The following is a 16,679-nucleotide window of genomic DNA, read 5'->3' on the forward strand; positions in this document are numbered from 1 at the left end:
TTTGAAATGACTTCTGCTTTGTCCTCTACCCGGTTGCCTTGCGGCAACCGGGTTCTTGATTTGGCCCGGACGCATGTCATGGGCATCCTCAATGTAACCCCTGACTCCTTTTCCGATGGTGGCCGCTTCAGTCAGTTGGACGCCGCGTTGCGCCATGCCGAGGCGATGGTGGCTGCCGGTGCGACGCTGATTGATGTGGGTGGGGAATCGACCCGCCCCGGCGCCCGCGTTGTTTCTCCATTGGAGGAGCTGGAGCGGGTGGCACCGGTGGTTGAGCGCATAGCCCGCGAGCTGGATGTCATCATCTCGGTAGACACCTCCACCCCGGCAGTGATGCGCGAAACCGCGCGTCTGGGGGCTGGGTTGATCAACGATGTGCGTTCCTTGCAGCGCGACGGCGCCCTTGATGCGGCCGCTGCAACCGGCTTGCCTGTCTGCCTGATGCATATGTTGGGTGAGCCCGGCAACATGCAGGACAATCCGCATTACGACGATCTGGTCGGCGAGGTGGGTGGGTTTCTTGCTGAGAGGGTTGCCCAGTGTGTGGCTGTGGGTATTGCGCCCGAACAGATCATCCTCGATCCGGGGTTTGGCTTTGCCAAGACCCTGCAGCACAATCTAAGTCTGTTCAAACACATGGAAGCGCTGCACGCCCTTGGTCGCCCGCTGTTGGTCGGCGTTTCGCGCAAGAGCATGATAGGGCTCGCCTTGAATCGCCCCGTCGGCGAACGCCTGTATGGCGGCCTGGCGCTTGCGGCACTAGCCGTGACCAAGGGCGCACGTATTTTGCGTGTGCATGATGTCGCCGAAACGGTCGATGTGGTGCGCATGCTCGCTGCTGTAGAATCAGCCGAATAAGAATGATGGAGTACTTATGACTAAAAAATATTTTGGCACCGACGGCATTCGTGGTCGGGTCGGCGAATTCCCGATCACCCCTGATTTCATGCTCAAGCTGGGTTGGGCGGCAGGCATGGCGTTCCGCAGCATGGGCGCGTGTCGCATCCTGGTGGGCAAGGACACCCGTATTTCGGGCTACATGTTTGAGTCTGCGCTGGAGGCCGGATTGTCCGCCGCCGGGGCCGATGTGATGTTGTTGGGGCCTATGCCCACGCCGGCAATCGCTTACCTGACGCGTACCTTCCACGCTGAAGCCGGTATTGTGATCAGCGCCTCCCACAATCCTCATGATGACAACGGCATCAAGTTTTTCTCGGGGCAGGGCACCAAGTTGCCTGACGAGATCGAGTTGATGATCGAAGAGCTGCTGGATGCGCCGATGACGGTGGTCGAGTCCAGCAAGCTGGGCAAGGTGTCGCGCATTAACGACGCGTCAGGCCGCTATATCGAATTCTGTAAAAGCAGCGTCCCGAGCAGCACCAATTTTGCAGGCTTGAAGATTGTTGTCGATTGCGCCCATGGGGCGACCTACAAGGTGGCGCCGAGCGTCTTCAAGGAACTGGGTGCACAGGTTACCGTGCTGTCGGCTCAGCCCAACGGCTTGAACATCAACGACAACTGCGGTTCCACCCACATGGAGCAGCTGCAGGCTGCTGTGCTGGCTGAGCATGCGGACCTGGGCATCGCTTTTGATGGCGATGGCGACCGCGTGCTGATGGTGGATCACACTGGCACGATCGTGGATGGTGATGACCTGTTGTTCATCATTGCCCGTGACCTGCATGAGCGTAACAAGCTGCAAGGTGGCGTGGTCGGCACTCTGATGAGTAATCTCGGGCTGGAATTGGCGTTGGCAGAACTGGGGATTCCCTTTATTCGCGCCAATGTCGGTGACCGCTACGTGATCGCCGAACTGCTGGAGCGTAACTGGTTGGTCGGCGGCGAGAACTCCGGGCACGTGGTCTGCTTCCAGCACACCACCACGGGTGACGCGATCATCGCCGCGCTACAGGTGCTGTTGGCCCTGCGTCGCCGCGAGGAGAGCCTGGCCCAGGCGCGTCAAGCCCTGCGCAAGTGCCCGCAAGTGCTGCTCAATGTGCGTTTTGCCGGTGGCGAAAACCCCATCGAGCACCCTGCTGTCAAAGAGGCTTGCGAGCGCGTGACCCAGGCAATGGCGGGGCGCGGGCGTGTGTTGCTGCGCAAGTCCGGCACAGAGCCGCTGGTGCGTGTGATGGTCGAAGGCGAGGACGAAACACAGGTTCGCGGCCATGCCGAAGACCTGGCAAAACTGGTAACTGAAGTTTGCGCCTGAATTCGGCTTGCCAGTGATGATGTGGTTGGGTAACATCTGCGCCCACTTTGACCGACGGGGTACAGCATGCGTCGCACTATGGTAGCTGGTAACTGGAAGATGCACGGTACCCGCGCCAGTGTCGCTGAGCTGATCAACGGCCTTCGTCACTTGGCCTTGCCTAGCGGTGTTGACGTCGCGGTGTTCCCGCCTTGCTTGCATATCAACCAAGTGGTTGATGGCTTGAAGGGCAAGTCGATTCAGGTCGGCGCGCAGAACTCTGCGGTAGAGCCGATGCAAGGTGCGTTGACCGGCGAGATTTCGCCGAGTCAGCTGGTTGATGCGGGTTGTTCCTATGTGCTTGTCGGGCACTCCGAGCGTCGCCAGATGATGGGCGAGCGGGATGGGACGCTCAACCGCAAGTTCGCCGCAGCACAGGCTTGTGGCTTGATTCCGGTGTTGTGCATAGGGGAGACCCTTGAGCAGCGCGAATCGGGCAAGACTCTTGAAGTTGTCTCGCGTCAGCTGGGCAGCATCATCGAGGAGCTGGGTGTTGGTGCATTTGCAAAGGCAGTTATTGCTTACGAGCCGGTCTGGGCCATTGGCACCGGGCTGACTGCTACACCGCAACAGGCGCAGGATGTGCACGCAGCCATCCGCGCGCAGTTGGCGGCAGAGAATTCTGAAGTCGCACAAGGTGTGCGGCTTCTATACGGCGGCAGCGTGAAGGCGGCCAATGCGGTCGAACTGTTCGGCATGCCGGATATCGATGGGGGGCTCATTGGTGGAGCTTCCCTGAATGCAGATGAGTTCGGTGCGATCTGTCGCGCCGCGGGAAACTGAAAAAATGCTGGAAACAGTCGTAGTCGTTTTTCATCTGTTGGCTGCCCTGAGCGTAGTTGCTCTGGTTTTGTTGCAACAGGGTAAAGGTGCGGATGCTGGTGCGTCTTTCGGTGCAGGTGCTTCAAATACTGTGTTCGGAAGCCAAGGTTCCTCTACCTTTCTTAGTAAGTTTACTGCTATACTTGCCGCAGGTTTCTTCATAACCAGCTTAGGGTTAGGTTACTTTGCTAAAGAGAAAGCTCATGTGCTGACTCAAGTAGGTTTGCCAAACCCAGCAGTGTTGGAAGTCCCAAAAGCAAAACCGGCTTCTGATGATGTCCCGGTGCTTCAAGAGCAAAAGTCGGCTACTCCAGCGACTGACGTACCTCCAGCTCAAGAGCAGAAGTAAGAAGGGTTGTAAGCGCTGTATTGCCGAGGTGGTGGAATTGGTAGACACGCAACCTTGAGGTGGTTGTGCCCATAGGGTGTAGGGGTTCGAGTCCCCTTCTCGGTACCAATTATCAGGAGAGCCCGCTGTTGCGGGCTTTCTTGTAGGTGGAAGGTTACATTGACCCTGTAAGGGATCGGTCGTATACTTCCGCCCCAGCTTTGTCGCGGGGTGGAGCAGTCTGGTAGCTCGTCGGGCTCATAACCCGAAGGTCGTCGGTTCAAATCCGGCCCCCGCAACCAGTTTTAGCGGAGCCCCTTTTAAGGGGCTTTTTGTTAGCTGGACACTTTCAACGCCGCTGTTCGACGGCGTTTCAAGGATGGGCGTTTCGCCCATTTTTTTATTTTGCACAGCATGCACATACATGCACGAGGGGGTTCAGGTGTCGAGCAAGCTAGAAGAGTTGCAGGCCTTGTTGGCCCCGGTGGTCGTGGCCCTAGGCTATGAATGCTGGGGTATTGAGTTTTCGGCTCAAGGTCGCCACTCAATGTTGCGCGTTTATATCGATAAAGAGGGCGGTGTGCTGGTGGACGATTGTGCCATTGTCAGCCGTCAGATCAGCGGTGTGCTGGATGTTGAAGATCCAATCTCCGTTGAATACACCCTTGAAGTTTCCTCGCCAGGCATGGAACGCCCACTGTTCACTATCGAGCAGTTTGCTAAATATGCCGGTGAACAAGTGAAGATCAAGCTGCGCTCCCCCTTTGAAGGGCGACGCAACTTTCAGGGCCTTCTGCGCGGTGTAGAAGAGCAGGATGTCGTGGTGCAGGTAGAAGACCACGAGTTCCTGTTGCCGATCGATATGATCGACAAGGCCAACATTATTCCCAGTTTTGACTGAGACGCGGATCCCGCGGATCCAATGGCTTGCGAAAGGCGAGGCGTACGATGAGCAAAGAAGTACTGCTGGTTGTTGAGTCGGTATCCAATGAAAAGGGTGTACCGGCAAGCGTGATTTTTGAAGCGTTGGAGCTGGCCCTGGCCACTGCTACCAAGAAACGTTTTGAAGACGAAGTAGATCTGCGTGTGGAAATCAACCGCCACACCGGTGCCTATGAGACTTTCCGTCGCTGGACGGTGGTCGAAGAGGACGATCTTGATGATCCGGCCATCGAAACCTGGCCAAGCAAGGTTGCGCAAACGCATCCGGGCGCTCAGGTTGGCGATGTTGTCGAAGAAAAGATCGAGTCGATCGAATTCGGCCGTATTGCTGCACAGACCGCCAAGCAGGTCATTGTGCAGAAGGTTCGCGAAGCCGAGCGCGCTCAAGTCGTTGACGCCTATCGCGAACGCCTGGGTGAAATCATCTCTGGCACCGTGAAAAAAGTTACCCGCGACAACGTGATCGTCGACCTGGGCAACAACGCCGAAGCGTTGCTGGCCCGCGAAGACATCATCTCTCGCGAAACCTTCCGTGTCGGCGTGCGTCTGCGTGCGCTGCTCAAGGAAATCCGCACCGAGAACCGCGGCCCGCAGTTGATCCTGTCGCGTACCGCGCCGGAAATGCTGATCGAGCTGTTCCGTATCGAAGTGCCGGAAATCGCCGAAGGCCTGATCGAAGTGATGGCTGCGTCCCGTGACCCGGGTTCGCGTGCCAAGATCGCGGTCCGCTCCAAGGACAAACGCATCGACCCGCAAGGCGCTTGCATCGGTATGCGCGGTTCGCGCGTCCAGGCAGTGTCGGGAGAATTGGGCGGTGAGCGTGTGGACATCGTCCTGTGGGACGATAACCCGGCGCAGTTCGTGATCAACGCCATGTCGCCAGCTGAAGTGGCGGCAATTATCGTTGACGAAGATGCCCATGCAATGGACATCGCCGTTGGCGCAGACAATCTGGCTCAGGCCATTGGTCGTGGTGGTCAGAACGTGCGTCTGGCCAGCCAACTGACCGGCTGGACCCTGAACGTGATGACCGAATCGGACATCCAGGCTAAGCAGCAAGCTGAAACCGGTGACATCCTGCGCAACTTCATCGAAGAGTTGGAAGTCGATGAAGAACTGGCACAGGTGCTGGTAGATGAAGGCTTCACCAGCCTGGAAGAGATTGCCTACGTACCGTTGGAAGAAATGCTCAACATCGACGGCTTTGACGAGGATATCGTCAACGAGCTCCGCGCTCGGGCCAAGGATCGTTTGTTGACTAAAGCCATCGCTACTGAGGAAAAGCTGGCAGACGCCCATCCGGCCGAAGACCTGCTCTCGCTTGAGGGTATGGACAAGGATTTGGCGATGGAACTGGCGGTGCGCGGCGTAATTACCCGCGAAGACCTGGCCGAGCAGTCTATTGACGATCTGCTCGACATCGACGGCATTGACGAAGATCGTGCCGGCAAGTTGATCATGGCCGCCCGAGCCCATTGGTTCGAGTAATTAGGCGCGGCCTGAGGAGAGAAGTGCATGACGCAAGTCACGGTGAAACAACTGGCCGATGAGGTCAAAACACCGGTAGAGCGCCTGTTGCAGCAGATGCGTGAGGCAGGTCTGCCGCACACCGCCGCCGATGAAGGTGTGAGCGATAGTGAGAAGCAGTCTTTGCTGACTCACTTGAAGAGCAGCCACAAGGCGAAAGTGGAAGAACCGCGCAAGATTACATTGCAGCGCAAAACCACCAGCACCCTGCGGGTTGCAGGTAGCAAGAGCATCAGCGTTGAAGTACGCAAGAAGAAAGTCTTCGTACAGCGCAGCCCGGAAGAAATCGAAGCCGAGCGCAAACGCGAGCTGGAAGAACGTCGCGCAGTAGAAAATGCTGCACGTCAGAAGGCTGAAGAAGAAGCCAAGCGTCGCGCCGAAGAAGAAGCGCGTCGCCAGCCTGCTGCTGCGCAACCTGCTGCCACTGACGCGGTCGCCGCCCCTGTTGAAGCTGTGCGTGAGGCTGCCCCGGCTGCCGCCGCACCTGCTCCTGCAGCAGACGCCCGCAAGCGCGACGAGCCTCGTCGTCCGGACAAACCACGTGCTGACGACAACAATCGTCGCGGTGGTGGTGGCGATGGCGAGCGTAAAAACGCTCCGCACCGCGCCTCGGTCAAAGAGAAAGCGCCTGCGCCACGCGTTGCCCCACGTACCACCGACGAAGAAAGCGATGGCTTCCGTCGTGGTGGTCGCGGCAAGGCCAAGCTGAAGAAGCGCAACGCCCACGGTTTCCAGAGCCCAACCGGCCCTGTCGTGCGTGAAGTGAAGATCGGCGAGACCATCACTGTGGGCGATCTGGCCCAGCAGATGTCGGTCAAGGCTGCTGAAATCATCAAGTTCATGTTCAAGCTGGGCACTCCGGCCACCATCAACCAGGTACTGGACCAGGAAACTGCCCAGTTGGTTGCTGAAGAGCTGGGCCACAAAGTGACCCTGGTCAGCGACACCGCCCTGGAAGATTCCCTGGCCGAGTCCCTGAAGTTTGAAGGTGAAGCGGTTTCCCGTGCGCCGGTCGTGACCGTAATGGGCCACGTTGACCACGGTAAGACTTCCCTGCTCGACTACATCCGTCGTGCCAAGGTTGCCGCAGGCGAAGCCGGTGGTATTACCCAGCACATCGGTGCATACCACGTTGAAACCGAACGCGGCATGGTCACCTTCCTCGACACCCCAGGTCACGCCGCGTTTACCGCAATGCGTGCCCGTGGTGCCAAGGCGACCGACATCGTCATCCTAGTGGTTGCAGCGGATGACGGCGTAATGCCGCAGACCATTGAAGCCGTCCAGCACGCCAAGGCTGCCGGTGTTCCTCTGGTCGTTGCCGTGAACAAAATCGACAAGCCGGGCGCCGATCTCGATCGCATCCGTAGCGAACTGTCGGTTCACGGCGTGACGTCCGAGGAATGGGGTGGCGAGACGCCATTCGTATCGGTCTCGGCGAAAATGGGTACCGGCGTTGACGAACTGCTCGAAGCGGTCCTGTTGCAAGCCGAAGTCCTGGAACTGACCGCTACTCCATCGGCTCCTGGCCGTGGCGTCGTGGTTGAGTCCCGTCTCGACAAGGGCCGTGGCCCGGTTGCCACCGTGCTGGTCCAAGACGGTACCCTGCGCCAAGGCGACATGGTACTGGTCGGTTCGAACTACGGCCGTGTACGTGCCATGCTCGACGAGAATGGCAAGCCAATCAAGGAAGCAGGTCCTGCTATCCCGGTCGAGATTCTCGGCCTGGACGGTACGCCGGACGCTGGCGACGAGATGAGCGTAGTGGCTGATGAGAAGAAAGCCCGTGAAGTGGCTCTGTTCCGTCAAGGCAAGTTCCGCGAGGTCAAGCTGGCCCGTGCTCACGCCGGCAAGCTGGAAAACATCTTCGAGAACATGGGCCAGGAAGAGAAGAAGACGCTTAACATCGTCCTCAAATCCGACGTCCGCGGTTCCCTCGAAGCGTTGAACGGCGCCTTGAACGGCCTGGGTAACGACGAAGTGCAAGTGCGCGTTGTCGGTGGCGGTGTCGGTGGTATCACCGAATCCGACGCCAACCTGGCACTGGCTTCCAACGCTGTACTGTTCGGCTTCAACGTGCGTGCCGATGCTGGCGCTCGCAAGATCGTCGAGCAGGAAGGCCTGGACATGCGTTACTACAACGTCATCTACGACATCATCGAAGACGTCAAGAAGGCCCTTACCGGCATGCTTGGCAGTGACGTCCGGGAGAACATCCTGGGTATCGCCGAGGTACGTGACGTGTTCCGCTCGCCGAAATTCGGCGCGATCGCCGGCTGTATGGTGGTTGAAGGCACTGTGTACCGTAACCGTCCAATCCGTGTACTGCGTGAAGACATCGTTATCTTCGAAGGCGAGCTGGAATCCCTGCGCCGCTTCAAGGATGACGCTGCCGAAGTACGTGCCGGCATGGAATGCGGTATCGGCGTCAAGAGCTACAACGACGTCAAGGTTGGCGACAAGATCGAAGTCTTCGAGAAGGTTCAGGTTGCTCGCAGCCTCTAACTCGCGCACTTCAGGAGCCGCGCAGCGTGTGGGCATGCAGATGCCCCGCGTAGCGTCAGGACTCTAAACGCAACGCCCGGTCTGGCTTTTGTCAGGCCGGGCGTTTGCCGCTTTCAGACCCCACGGGTTTCACCGTGTGGCAGTAACAGGTAACAAGACATGGCAAAAGAATACAGCCGTACCCAGCGTATTGGCGATCAGATGCAGCGTGAGCTGGCCCAACTGATCCGCCGCGAAGTCAAAGACCCACGCGTTGGCCTGGTCACCATTACCGCTGTTGAAGTGAGCCGTGACGTGGGTCACGCCAAGATCTTCATCACCGTAATGGGTCAGGACAACAGCGAAGAAATTGCGCAAAGCATCAAGGTGCTCAACTCTGCTGCAGGTTTCCTGCGTATGCAGTTGGCCCGTGAAATGAAGCTGCGCAGCGTTCCACAGTTGCACTTCCACTACGACGAAAGCGTCGTGCGTGGCGCGCACCTGTCGGCCCTGATCGAGCGCGCCGTGGCTGAAGACAGCCAGCATCCGTCCACACCTGAAGACGCCAAGGAGTAAGCGGTGGCTCAGGTCAAACGTATTCGTCGCAACGTCAGTGGCATCATTCTGCTCGACAAACCCATTGGCTTTACCTCCAATGCCGCGTTGCAGAAGGTTCGCTGGCTGCTCAACGCCGAGAAGGCCGGGCATACCGGCAGCCTTGATCCATTGGCCACCGGTGTATTGCCGTTGTGCTTTGGCGAGGCCACCAAGTTTTCGCAATACCTGCTTGATTCCGACAAGGGTTACGAAACCCTGATGCAACTGGGCAAGACCACCACCACGGCGGATGCCGAAGGTGATGTTTTGCGGGTTCGCGACGTGACCGTTGGTCGTGCGGATATCGAAGCTGCCTTACCCGCTTTTCGTGGGCAAATCAGTCAGATACCGCCGATGTACTCGGCACTCAAGCGCGATGGCCAGCCACTTTACAAGCTGGCACGTGCGGGCGAAGTAGTGGAGCGCGAACCGCGTTCTGTTACTATTGCGCGCTTGGAATTGCTCGCTTGTGAAGGCGACACTGCCCGTTTGGCCGTGGACTGCAGCAAAGGCACCTATATCCGTACCCTGGTGGAAGATATTGGTGAAAAGCTCGGTTGCGGCGCGTACGTTGCAGAACTGCGACGCACCCAGGCCGGGCCTTTCAGCCTGGCCCAGACGGTCACGCTGGAAGAGTTGGAAGCGGTACACGCCGAGGGCGGCAATGAAGCGGTTGATCGCTTCCTCATGCCATCGGACAGCGGTTTGCTCGATTGGCCGCTGCTGCACTTCTCGGAGCACAGCGCGTTCTACTGGCTCAACGGCCAGCCGGTACGCGCCCCGGATGCCCCGAAGTTCGGCATGGTGCGAGTACAGGATCATAACGGTCGCTTTATCGGTATCGGTGAAGTGAGCGAAGACGGGCGCATCGCGCCGCGTCGGCTGATTCGGTCAGAATGACCGAACGAGTGTGGCTGTTAACAGGCATGGTCAACACTCATTTTTAGATACAGGGATTTGTCCCTGGCCTGTTGAAACTGCCCTTTGGGTGGTTTCCTGAAAAAAGGATTGCCTCATGGCTCTCGACGTTCAAGAAAAAGCACAAATCGTAGCTGACTATCAGCAAGCTGTTGGTGACACTGGTTCGCCAGAAGTGCAAGTTGCACTGCTGACCCACAACATCAACAAACTGCAAGGTCACTTCAAGGCCAACGGTAAAGACCACCACTCCCGTCGTGGTCTGATCCGCATGGTAAACCAGCGCCGTAAGCTGCTGGACTACCTGAAAGGCAAGGATCTGGGTCGTTATCAGACTCTGATCGGTCGCCTGGGTCTGCGTCGCTAATAAGCGATTGCGCTAGAGGTTGGTTGTCTGCCGCGTGTCATCGGGATTCCCGTTGGCCCGTGGTAGGCTCCCAGCCTCAAGTTTTATCTGGATACACGTTTTACCCTGGACGAGCGTCGGGCCGATTCCCGGCATTGCCCAAGAATTTCGCAAGAAGACAAGTTCCCCCAAGAGCCACAAAGAAGGTAGGACACCGTGAACCCGGTTATCAAAAAATTCCAGTTCGGTCAGTCGACCGTTACCCTCGAGACAGGCCGTATCGCCCGTCAAGCCTCCGGCGCAGTGCTGGTTACCGTTGACGACGACGTGACCGTACTGGTGACCGTTGTTGGCGCCAAGACCGCTGACCCGAGCAAGGGCTTCTTCCCTCTGTCCGTTCACTACCAGGAAAAGACTTACGCTGCCGGTAAGATCCCTGGCGGTTTCTTCAAGCGCGAAGGCCGTCCTTCCGAGAAAGAAACCCTGACTTCCCGACTGATCGACCGTCCGATCCGTCCGCTGTTCCCAGAAGGCTTCATGAACGAAGTGCAGGTTGTCTGCACCGTCGTGTCCACCAGCAAGAAGACCGATCCGGACATCGCTGCGATGATCGGTACCTCGGCTGCCCTGGCCATCTCCGGTATTCCTTTCGATGGCCCGATCGGCGCTGCCCGCGTTGCGTTCCACGAAAGCACCGGCTACCTGCTGAACCCGACTTACGAGCAACAGAAAGCCTCGAGCCTGGACATGGTCGTTGCCGGTACGTCCGAAGCCGTATTGATGGTTGAATCGGAAGCCAAAGAGCTGACCGAAGACCAGATGCTGGGTGCCGTACTGTTTGCTCACGACGAGTTCCAGGTTGTGATCAACGCGGTTAAAGAACTGGCTGCCGAAGCTGCCAAGCCGACCTGGACCTGGGCTGCTGCCCCGGAAGCCACCGAACTGCTGGGCGCTATCCGCTCCGAGTTCGGCGCTGCCATCTCCGACGCCTACACCATCACCGTCAAGGCCGACCGCTACGCTCGCCTGGGTGAGCTGAAGGACCAGGTCGTCGCCAAGCTGTCCGGCGAAGAAGGCCAGCCTTCCTCCAGCGAAGTCAAAGCTGCTTTCGGTGAGATCGAATACCGCACCGTTCGCGAAAACATCGTTAACGGCAAGCCACGTATCGACGGTCGCGACACCCGCACCGTGCGTCCGCTGAACATCGAAGTCGGCGTACTGCCGAAGACTCACGGTTCGGCGCTGTTCACCCGTGGCGAAACCCAGGCCCTGGTCGTTGCGACCCTGGGTACTGCCCGCGACGCACAACTGCTGGACACCCTGGAAGGCGAGAAAAAAGACCCCTTCATGCTGCACTACAACTTCCCTCCGTTCTCGGTGGGCGAGTGTGGTCGTATGGGCGGCGCGGGTCGTCGTGAAATCGGTCACGGCCGTCTGGCTCGTCGTTCGGTTCAGGCCATGCTGCCTGCCGCTGACGTGTTCCCGTACACCATCCGTGTTGTATCGGAAATCACCGAGTCCAACGGTTCCAGCTCCATGGCTTCGGTCTGCGGTGCTTCACTGGCGCTGATGGACGCCGGTGTGCCAATGAAGGCACCGGTTGCCGGTATCGCCATGGGCCTGGTTAAAGAAGGCGAGAAGTTCGCCATCCTGACCGACATCCTGGGTGACGAAGACCACCTGGGCGACATGGACTTCAAAGTAGCCGGTACCGCCAAAGGTGTGACCGCGCTGCAGATGGACATCAAGATCAAGGGCATCACCGAAGAGATCATGGAAATCGCCCTGGGCCAAGCCCTGGAAGCGCGCCTGAACATCCTCGGCCAGATGAACCAGATCATTGGTCAGTCCCGCACTGAACTGTCGGAAAATGCTCCGACCATGATCGCGATGAAAATCGACACCGACAAAATCCGTGATGTCATCGGTAAAGGCGGCGCGACCATCCGTGCGATCTGTGAAGAAACCAAGGCTTCGATCGACATCGAAGACGACGGTTCGATCAAGATCTTCGGCGAAACCAAGGAAGCGGCTGAAGCAGCACGCCAGCGCGTACTGGGTATCACTGCTGAGGCCGAGATCGGCAAGATCTACGTCGGCAAGGTTGAGCGCATCGTCGACTTCGGCGCGTTCGTCAACATCCTCCCGGGCAAAGACGGTCTGGTTCACATCTCCATGCTGAGCGATGCTCGCGTTGAGAAAGTGACCGACATTCTGAAAGAAGGCCAGGAAGTGGAAGTGCTGGTACTGGACGTGGACAACCGCGGCCGTATCAAGCTGTCCATCAAGGACGTAGCAGCAGCCAAGGCTTCGGGCGTTTAATCACCCGCAGGCTTCACGCTGAAAAAAGGACTCCTCGGAGTCCTTTTTTTATGGGCGCGAGAAAATGAAGCAGAATCAGCTGTTTAGCGCCGCCCAAAAGCCGCAACTTGCATGCAGGCACGATGAGCTTCATGCAAGTTGCACGATTTCGAAAATTTATGCTTTTCATAAGTCATTGTTTAATAAGGGATTTAATCTGTTCAGCGAGTTGGCACACTGTCTGCAATATCCCTGGTAGCGCTGCAGCATGAAGGTTTACGCCTGCAGACTTTTAATAAAACAGGAGTTACTCGTATGAAGAAGTTCGCTCTCGCTACTGCTACCGCTCTGACCCTGGCCATGGGTGCTAACGTAGCCTTTGCTCAGACTTCCCAAGCCCCTATGACTTTGGCGGCCGGTGAAGCGACCAAGGCTAAGGAAAGCGTTTCGGATACTTGGATCACCACTAAAGTCAAAGCTGACCTGCTGACCGAAAAAGGCATTCCAGGTTCGGACATCAAGGTTGAGACCAACAAAGGTGTGGTTTCCCTGTCCTCCGACGTAGCAGTCTCGGATTCGCAGAAAGCTACTGCTGTAGCCATCACCAAGAAAATCAAAGGTGTGACTGCGGTTTCTGCTGACGGCCTGCTGGCTGGCGGTGCTACCAAAGCTGACGGCATCGACAAAACCAAAGGCGCTGCCCACGACGCTAAAGAGACCACCAGCGATACCTGGATCACTACCAAAGTGAAGGCTGACCTGGTCACTGAAAAAGGCATTCCTGGCACCGACATCAAGGTTGAAACCAACAAAGGTGTTGTATCCCTGTCGTCGCCTACCGCTGTGACCGCTTCGCAGAAAGAAACGGCTGTAGCGATTACCAAGAAGATCAAAGGCGTTAAAGCTGTCTCGGCCGATGGCCTGAAAGCAGAGTAACGTTGACGTTTCGTCTGGACTGAATAGCGGCGGCTTAGGGTGAGTTAGATATCCACCTGACGCACCTCTGGAGTTCATGCGACCGACCACACGGATGTGGTCATTACAGGCCCCGGCACTTGTGTCGGGGCCTGTTCTATTTCAGGCTGAAACAGAATGATCAGGTCAAAAAATGTGGGAGCTGGCTTGCCTGCGATGCTGGCACCTCGGTCATTCAGTTGCACCGAGGTGATGCTATCGCAGGCAAGCCAGCTCCCACATTAGGATGGGTGGTGCTTAGAAGTTACTCAGCATCCAGATGCATTGGAGTGATCACCCGGCCATCTTTCTCGGCCTGCCCCAGCTGCGCATCGATGAAGTACACGCGGTCATCTTCCAACTGGCCCTTGTCTACCAGGTAATCCTTGATAGTGCTGGCTCGGTCCTGCCCCAACTGGCGCAGTAGCACGTCACTGCCACTCCAGAACTTGATCACACCGTCCTTGAGCTTCGCCGAGCGCTCATCGCTGCCCAGGTCTTTCCATTCGGCCGGGGGTTGCTGTTTGAGGCGGGTGCGGTAGATGCCTTCCAGCAATGGCGCCTTTTCCTTCTCTGGCACTTCAAGCAGGGAGGCTTGGGCCGGGACCTTGTCGCCACGGCGCTGGAGGATCTTGTAGTAGTTATATTGGTATTCACGCTCCAGTCGCTGTGCGGCCAGGAACGGCCCGTCGCTGCTGGCAGCGGCGGTGCCTTCAATTTCCAGGCGCAGGGCAGGGCGTTCTTTCAGCGCCTTGGCCAGGGTGTTCAGAGCGCCTTCGGCGTCTTTGTTCAGCTCACTGGAGCCTGCGGCGAACGACACATTGCCCAGGTCTTCAGAGCCACCACCGGTGACCAGCCCGCCAATGAACTTGAAGGGCGCGGTTGCCGCGCGTACCACGAGGTTGCGCAGGGTCTGCCACACAATCGGCATCACGCTGAATTGCGGGTTGTTCAGGTCGCCGCTTACTGGCAGTTCGATGGAGATCTTGCCGTCGGAGTCCTTGAGCAGGGCGACAGCCAGGCGAATCGGTAAGTCCACGGCATCGGAGCTGTCGACTTTTTCACCCAACTGCAGTTGCTCGACCACCACTTTGTTTTCAGCCTTCAACTGGCCTTTGGTGATCACGTAGTGCAGATCGAGATTCAGGCGACCCTTGCGGATGCGGAAGCCTGCGAATTTACCCGAGTAAGGTGTCAGGTTGGTCAGCTCGACACGCTTGAAGCTGGTGGCGATGTCCAGCGCGGCCATCGGATCAAACGGGTTCACGCTGCCTTTGATCGTCACTGGTGCGTATCGGTCCACCTTGCCCTTGATGTCGACGCTGGCCGGTTTGGCCTGGCGACTGTCGATGGTGCCAATCTGGCCGTTGAGCTGTTGAATCGCGGTGGCAAAGTTGGGCGTGAGGCTAAAGTCAGCAAAGTTGGCCGAACCGTCGTTGATCGCGATCTGCCCGATATGAATGCCCAGGGGTTTGTCGTTACTGGCGGCAGGTTTGGCGGCCGACTTGCTGCCACTGTCGGCCGGCTGCGGAATCAGCAGGTCGTCGATGTTGGTGGTGCGATCTTCGTTGATCATGAAGCGCGCATACGGCTGCAACAGGTTGACCTTGTCGATCGACAGGCTTTGGCCGTGCTGGTAGTTCACGCCCTCTAGCACCAGGCGCTGCCACTTGAGGAAGTCGCGGGTCTTCAGGGTGTCCAGGGTATGCAACTGGTCAACCTGGGCGCGGCCGGTGACCTGGAGGGCCAGTGGCTCGGTGCTTTTGAGGTTTACGTCCAGGTTGCTGCCGAGCATGCCGCTGCGCAATTCCAGGCGAATAAACGGGCTGATATAGGCCTGGGCGACCCGCAGGTCGATGTCCTGGGTGTTCACTTTCAGCTTGGCACTGACCGGGTTGAGGTTAACCTCGCCGGTTGCCTGGATCTTGCCTTGCTTACCCAGGCCGGTGTCGACCTTCAAGGCGAAGGGGCTCTGGTTGAGGCTGTCGAAGTTCTGTACGTCGACATTCAACGGGCCCAGTTCCAGCGCGACCGCAGGTTTAGCCTGGCGGTCGGCCAGGTGCACCTGATAGTTACGCAGTTGCACATCCTTGAGCAGCACTTGCCACGGTTTGCTCGGGGCCGCCGGTTGCGCCGACGGCGCGTCGGCAGCGGTTGGTTCCGGTGCCTTGGCCGGTTTGCTCGGTTGGCTGGCGAACAGCTTCTGCCAGTCCAATTGACCATCGGCCTCACGGGCGGCCCAGGTTTCCAGCTTGTTGCTGCGGATCTTGCCGATAATGACCTGCTGCTTGGCCAGGTCTACCGTGGTTTCGCTGACGTCCAGGCGTTCCAGGCGTGCCAGTGGCCGGCCATCGGGGGCCTTTATAGCAAAGGGGGCGATGCTGGCGGCGGTGTTGGTCAGGTTCAGCTCGGTTTCTTTGGCCAGGCTGAATTTGTAGTCAGTGCTGAAGTTGAGCACCCCGTCTTCCAGCACCAGTGGCAGGGCGTCACGTACATACGGCCACCAGGCTTTCATCTTGCCGTCGGTCACCTTCAAGGTGCCTTCGGAGGTGATCGGTACCAGACTGAAGTTGCCTTTCCAGTCGATTTGCCCACCTTCGGGGCCGGCGGCGACCAGGGTCATGTCGGCATTGTCGTCGGGCAAAGTGCTAAGGTTTTTCAGCTCGAAGTCGAGTTCGTCGTAGAGGAATTCGATGGGCTCGCTGGGGCGCAGGTCCTGGAAATGCAGGTTACCACCGGCCAGCTTGATGCTGTCGATACGCAGTGGGAACGGCTTGGCATCAGGATCGGCCGGGGTTGGCTCGCTCGGCGGCAGTTTGAACAACTGCGCCAGGTTCAGTTGGCCGGACTTGTCGAACAGCAGTTCGGTCTTGGGCTTGTCCAGTTGCACATCAGCCAGGTGCAGGGCGCGGGTCCAGAGGCTGTCGATCTGCAGGTTGGCGTAGAGGCGTTCGAAACCTACTTGCTCTTTGCCTGGCTCACCGATCTTCAGGCCCCACAGCGTCAGTTCCAGGCTGAAGGGGTTGAGCTCGATGCGCTCGATTCGCGACGGCACCGTGGCGTAATTGGCCAACTGTTGGTTGGCAATGCGAAGGGCGATGCCGGGTAATATCAGAAAGCCCAGCAAGCTGTACAAAGCAAGGGCGGTCAACAAGGCGCCTACGGCGCGGATCAATCCTTTGGGCATGGGTGAACGCCATCTATGTCGA

The 16,679-nt window shown here is 58.1% G+C and carries 13 protein-coding genes and 2 tRNA genes; 14 read left to right on the forward strand and 1 reads right to left on the reverse strand.

Annotated elements, in window-relative coordinates; all coding sequences use genetic code 11:
- Nucleotides 1-6: 6 nt before the first annotated feature.
- From folP to AC4PS6_RS24820, 14 genes are all read left to right on the forward strand, one after another.
- Nucleotides 7-858 carry a dihydropteroate synthase gene (folP, locus tag AC4PS6_RS24755; protein ID WP_014719952.1) on the forward strand — a complete coding sequence of 284 codons (852 nt, stop codon included), beginning with the start codon at nucleotides 7-9 and terminating at the stop codon, nucleotides 856-858.
- A 16-nt stretch (nucleotides 859-874) separates the two neighbouring features.
- Nucleotides 875-2,212, forward strand: coding sequence for a phosphoglucosamine mutase (gene glmM, locus AC4PS6_RS24760; RefSeq protein WP_003194195.1), 1,338 nt, complete (start codon nucleotides 875-877; stop codon nucleotides 2,210-2,212).
- 66 nt (nucleotides 2,213-2,278) lie between these two features.
- Nucleotides 2,279-3,034: a triose-phosphate isomerase gene (gene tpiA, locus AC4PS6_RS24765; RefSeq protein WP_003194193.1), complete on the forward strand. Its 756-nt coding sequence runs from the start codon at nucleotides 2,279-2,281 to the stop codon at nucleotides 3,032-3,034.
- Nucleotides 3,035-3,038: 4 nt separating this feature from the next.
- Nucleotides 3,039-3,422, forward strand: coding sequence for a preprotein translocase subunit SecG (secG, locus tag AC4PS6_RS24770; protein ID WP_003194191.1), 384 nt, complete (start codon nucleotides 3,039-3,041; stop codon nucleotides 3,420-3,422).
- A gap of 22 nt (nucleotides 3,423-3,444) precedes the next feature.
- Nucleotides 3,445-3,530 (forward strand) — tRNA-Leu (locus AC4PS6_RS24775).
- 96 nt (nucleotides 3,531-3,626) lie between these two features.
- A tRNA-Met gene (locus AC4PS6_RS24780) sits at nucleotides 3,627-3,703 on the forward strand.
- A gap of 140 nt (nucleotides 3,704-3,843) precedes the next feature.
- Complete coding sequence (gene rimP / locus AC4PS6_RS24785; RefSeq protein WP_032873230.1) at nucleotides 3,844-4,302, forward strand: ribosome maturation factor RimP; 459 nt, start codon at nucleotides 3,844-3,846, stop codon at nucleotides 4,300-4,302.
- Between the two features lie 47 nt (nucleotides 4,303-4,349).
- Nucleotides 4,350-5,831 (forward strand): transcription termination factor NusA, encoded by a 1,482-nt coding sequence (nusA, locus tag AC4PS6_RS24790; RefSeq protein ID WP_003194187.1) that lies wholly within the window; start codon nucleotides 4,350-4,352, stop codon nucleotides 5,829-5,831.
- Nucleotides 5,832-5,858: 27 nt separating this feature from the next.
- Complete coding sequence (gene infB / locus AC4PS6_RS24795) at nucleotides 5,859-8,375, forward strand: translation initiation factor IF-2 (protein ID WP_003194185.1); 2,517 nt, start codon at nucleotides 5,859-5,861, stop codon at nucleotides 8,373-8,375.
- A 159-nt stretch (nucleotides 8,376-8,534) separates the two neighbouring features.
- Entirely contained in the window at nucleotides 8,535-8,930 is a 396-nt protein-coding gene (gene rbfA / locus AC4PS6_RS24800) for a 30S ribosome-binding factor RbfA (protein ID WP_003176137.1), read from the forward strand.
- A 3-nt stretch (nucleotides 8,931-8,933) separates the two neighbouring features.
- A complete protein-coding gene (truB, locus tag AC4PS6_RS24805) occupies nucleotides 8,934-9,851 on the forward strand; it encodes a tRNA pseudouridine(55) synthase TruB (RefSeq protein ID WP_019817949.1) in 918 nt (305 codons plus the stop codon).
- 115 nt (nucleotides 9,852-9,966) lie between these two features.
- A complete protein-coding gene (gene rpsO, locus AC4PS6_RS24810; protein WP_003177875.1) occupies nucleotides 9,967-10,236 on the forward strand; it encodes a 30S ribosomal protein S15 in 270 nt (89 codons plus the stop codon).
- Nucleotides 10,237-10,431: 195 nt separating this feature from the next.
- A complete protein-coding gene (gene pnp / locus AC4PS6_RS24815) occupies nucleotides 10,432-12,537 on the forward strand; it encodes a polyribonucleotide nucleotidyltransferase (protein ID WP_003194180.1) in 2,106 nt (701 codons plus the stop codon).
- A gap of 294 nt (nucleotides 12,538-12,831) precedes the next feature.
- A complete protein-coding gene (locus AC4PS6_RS24820; RefSeq protein ID WP_014719949.1) occupies nucleotides 12,832-13,452 on the forward strand; it encodes a BON domain-containing protein in 621 nt (206 codons plus the stop codon).
- Nucleotides 13,453-13,735: 283 nt separating this feature from the next.
- Here AC4PS6_RS24820 and AC4PS6_RS24825 read toward each other — a convergent pair whose 3' ends face one another.
- Entirely contained in the window at nucleotides 13,736-16,657 is a 2,922-nt protein-coding gene (locus tag AC4PS6_RS24825) for a DUF748 domain-containing protein (protein WP_020301773.1), read from the reverse strand.
- Between the last annotated feature and the right edge of the window lie 22 nt (nucleotides 16,658-16,679).

The organism is Pseudomonas sp. DW-iso17 (assembly GCF_058725345.1).

Coding starts and splice junctions, on each gene's coding strand:
- folP (WP_014719952.1), top strand. CDS start 7: ATGACTTCTGCTTTGTCCTCTACCCGGTTGCCTTGCGGCAACCGGGTT.
- glmM (WP_003194195.1), top strand. CDS start 875: ATGACTAAAAAATATTTTGGCACCGACGGCATTCGTGGTCGGGTCGGC.
- tpiA (WP_003194193.1), top strand. CDS start 2,279: ATGCGTCGCACTATGGTAGCTGGTAACTGGAAGATGCACGGTACCCGC.
- secG (WP_003194191.1), top strand. CDS start 3,039: ATGCTGGAAACAGTCGTAGTCGTTTTTCATCTGTTGGCTGCCCTGAGC.
- nusA (WP_003194187.1), top strand. CDS start 4,350: ATGAGCAAAGAAGTACTGCTGGTTGTTGAGTCGGTATCCAATGAAAAG.
- infB (WP_003194185.1), top strand. CDS start 5,859: ATGACGCAAGTCACGGTGAAACAACTGGCCGATGAGGTCAAAACACCG.
- rbfA (WP_003176137.1), top strand. CDS start 8,535: ATGGCAAAAGAATACAGCCGTACCCAGCGTATTGGCGATCAGATGCAG.
- rpsO (WP_003177875.1), top strand. CDS start 9,967: ATGGCTCTCGACGTTCAAGAAAAAGCACAAATCGTAGCTGACTATCAG.
- AC4PS6_RS24820 (WP_014719949.1), top strand. CDS start 12,832: ATGAAGAAGTTCGCTCTCGCTACTGCTACCGCTCTGACCCTGGCCATG.
- AC4PS6_RS24825 (WP_020301773.1), bottom strand. CDS start 16,657: ATGCCCAAAGGATTGATCCGCGCCGTAGGCGCCTTGTTGACCGCCCTT.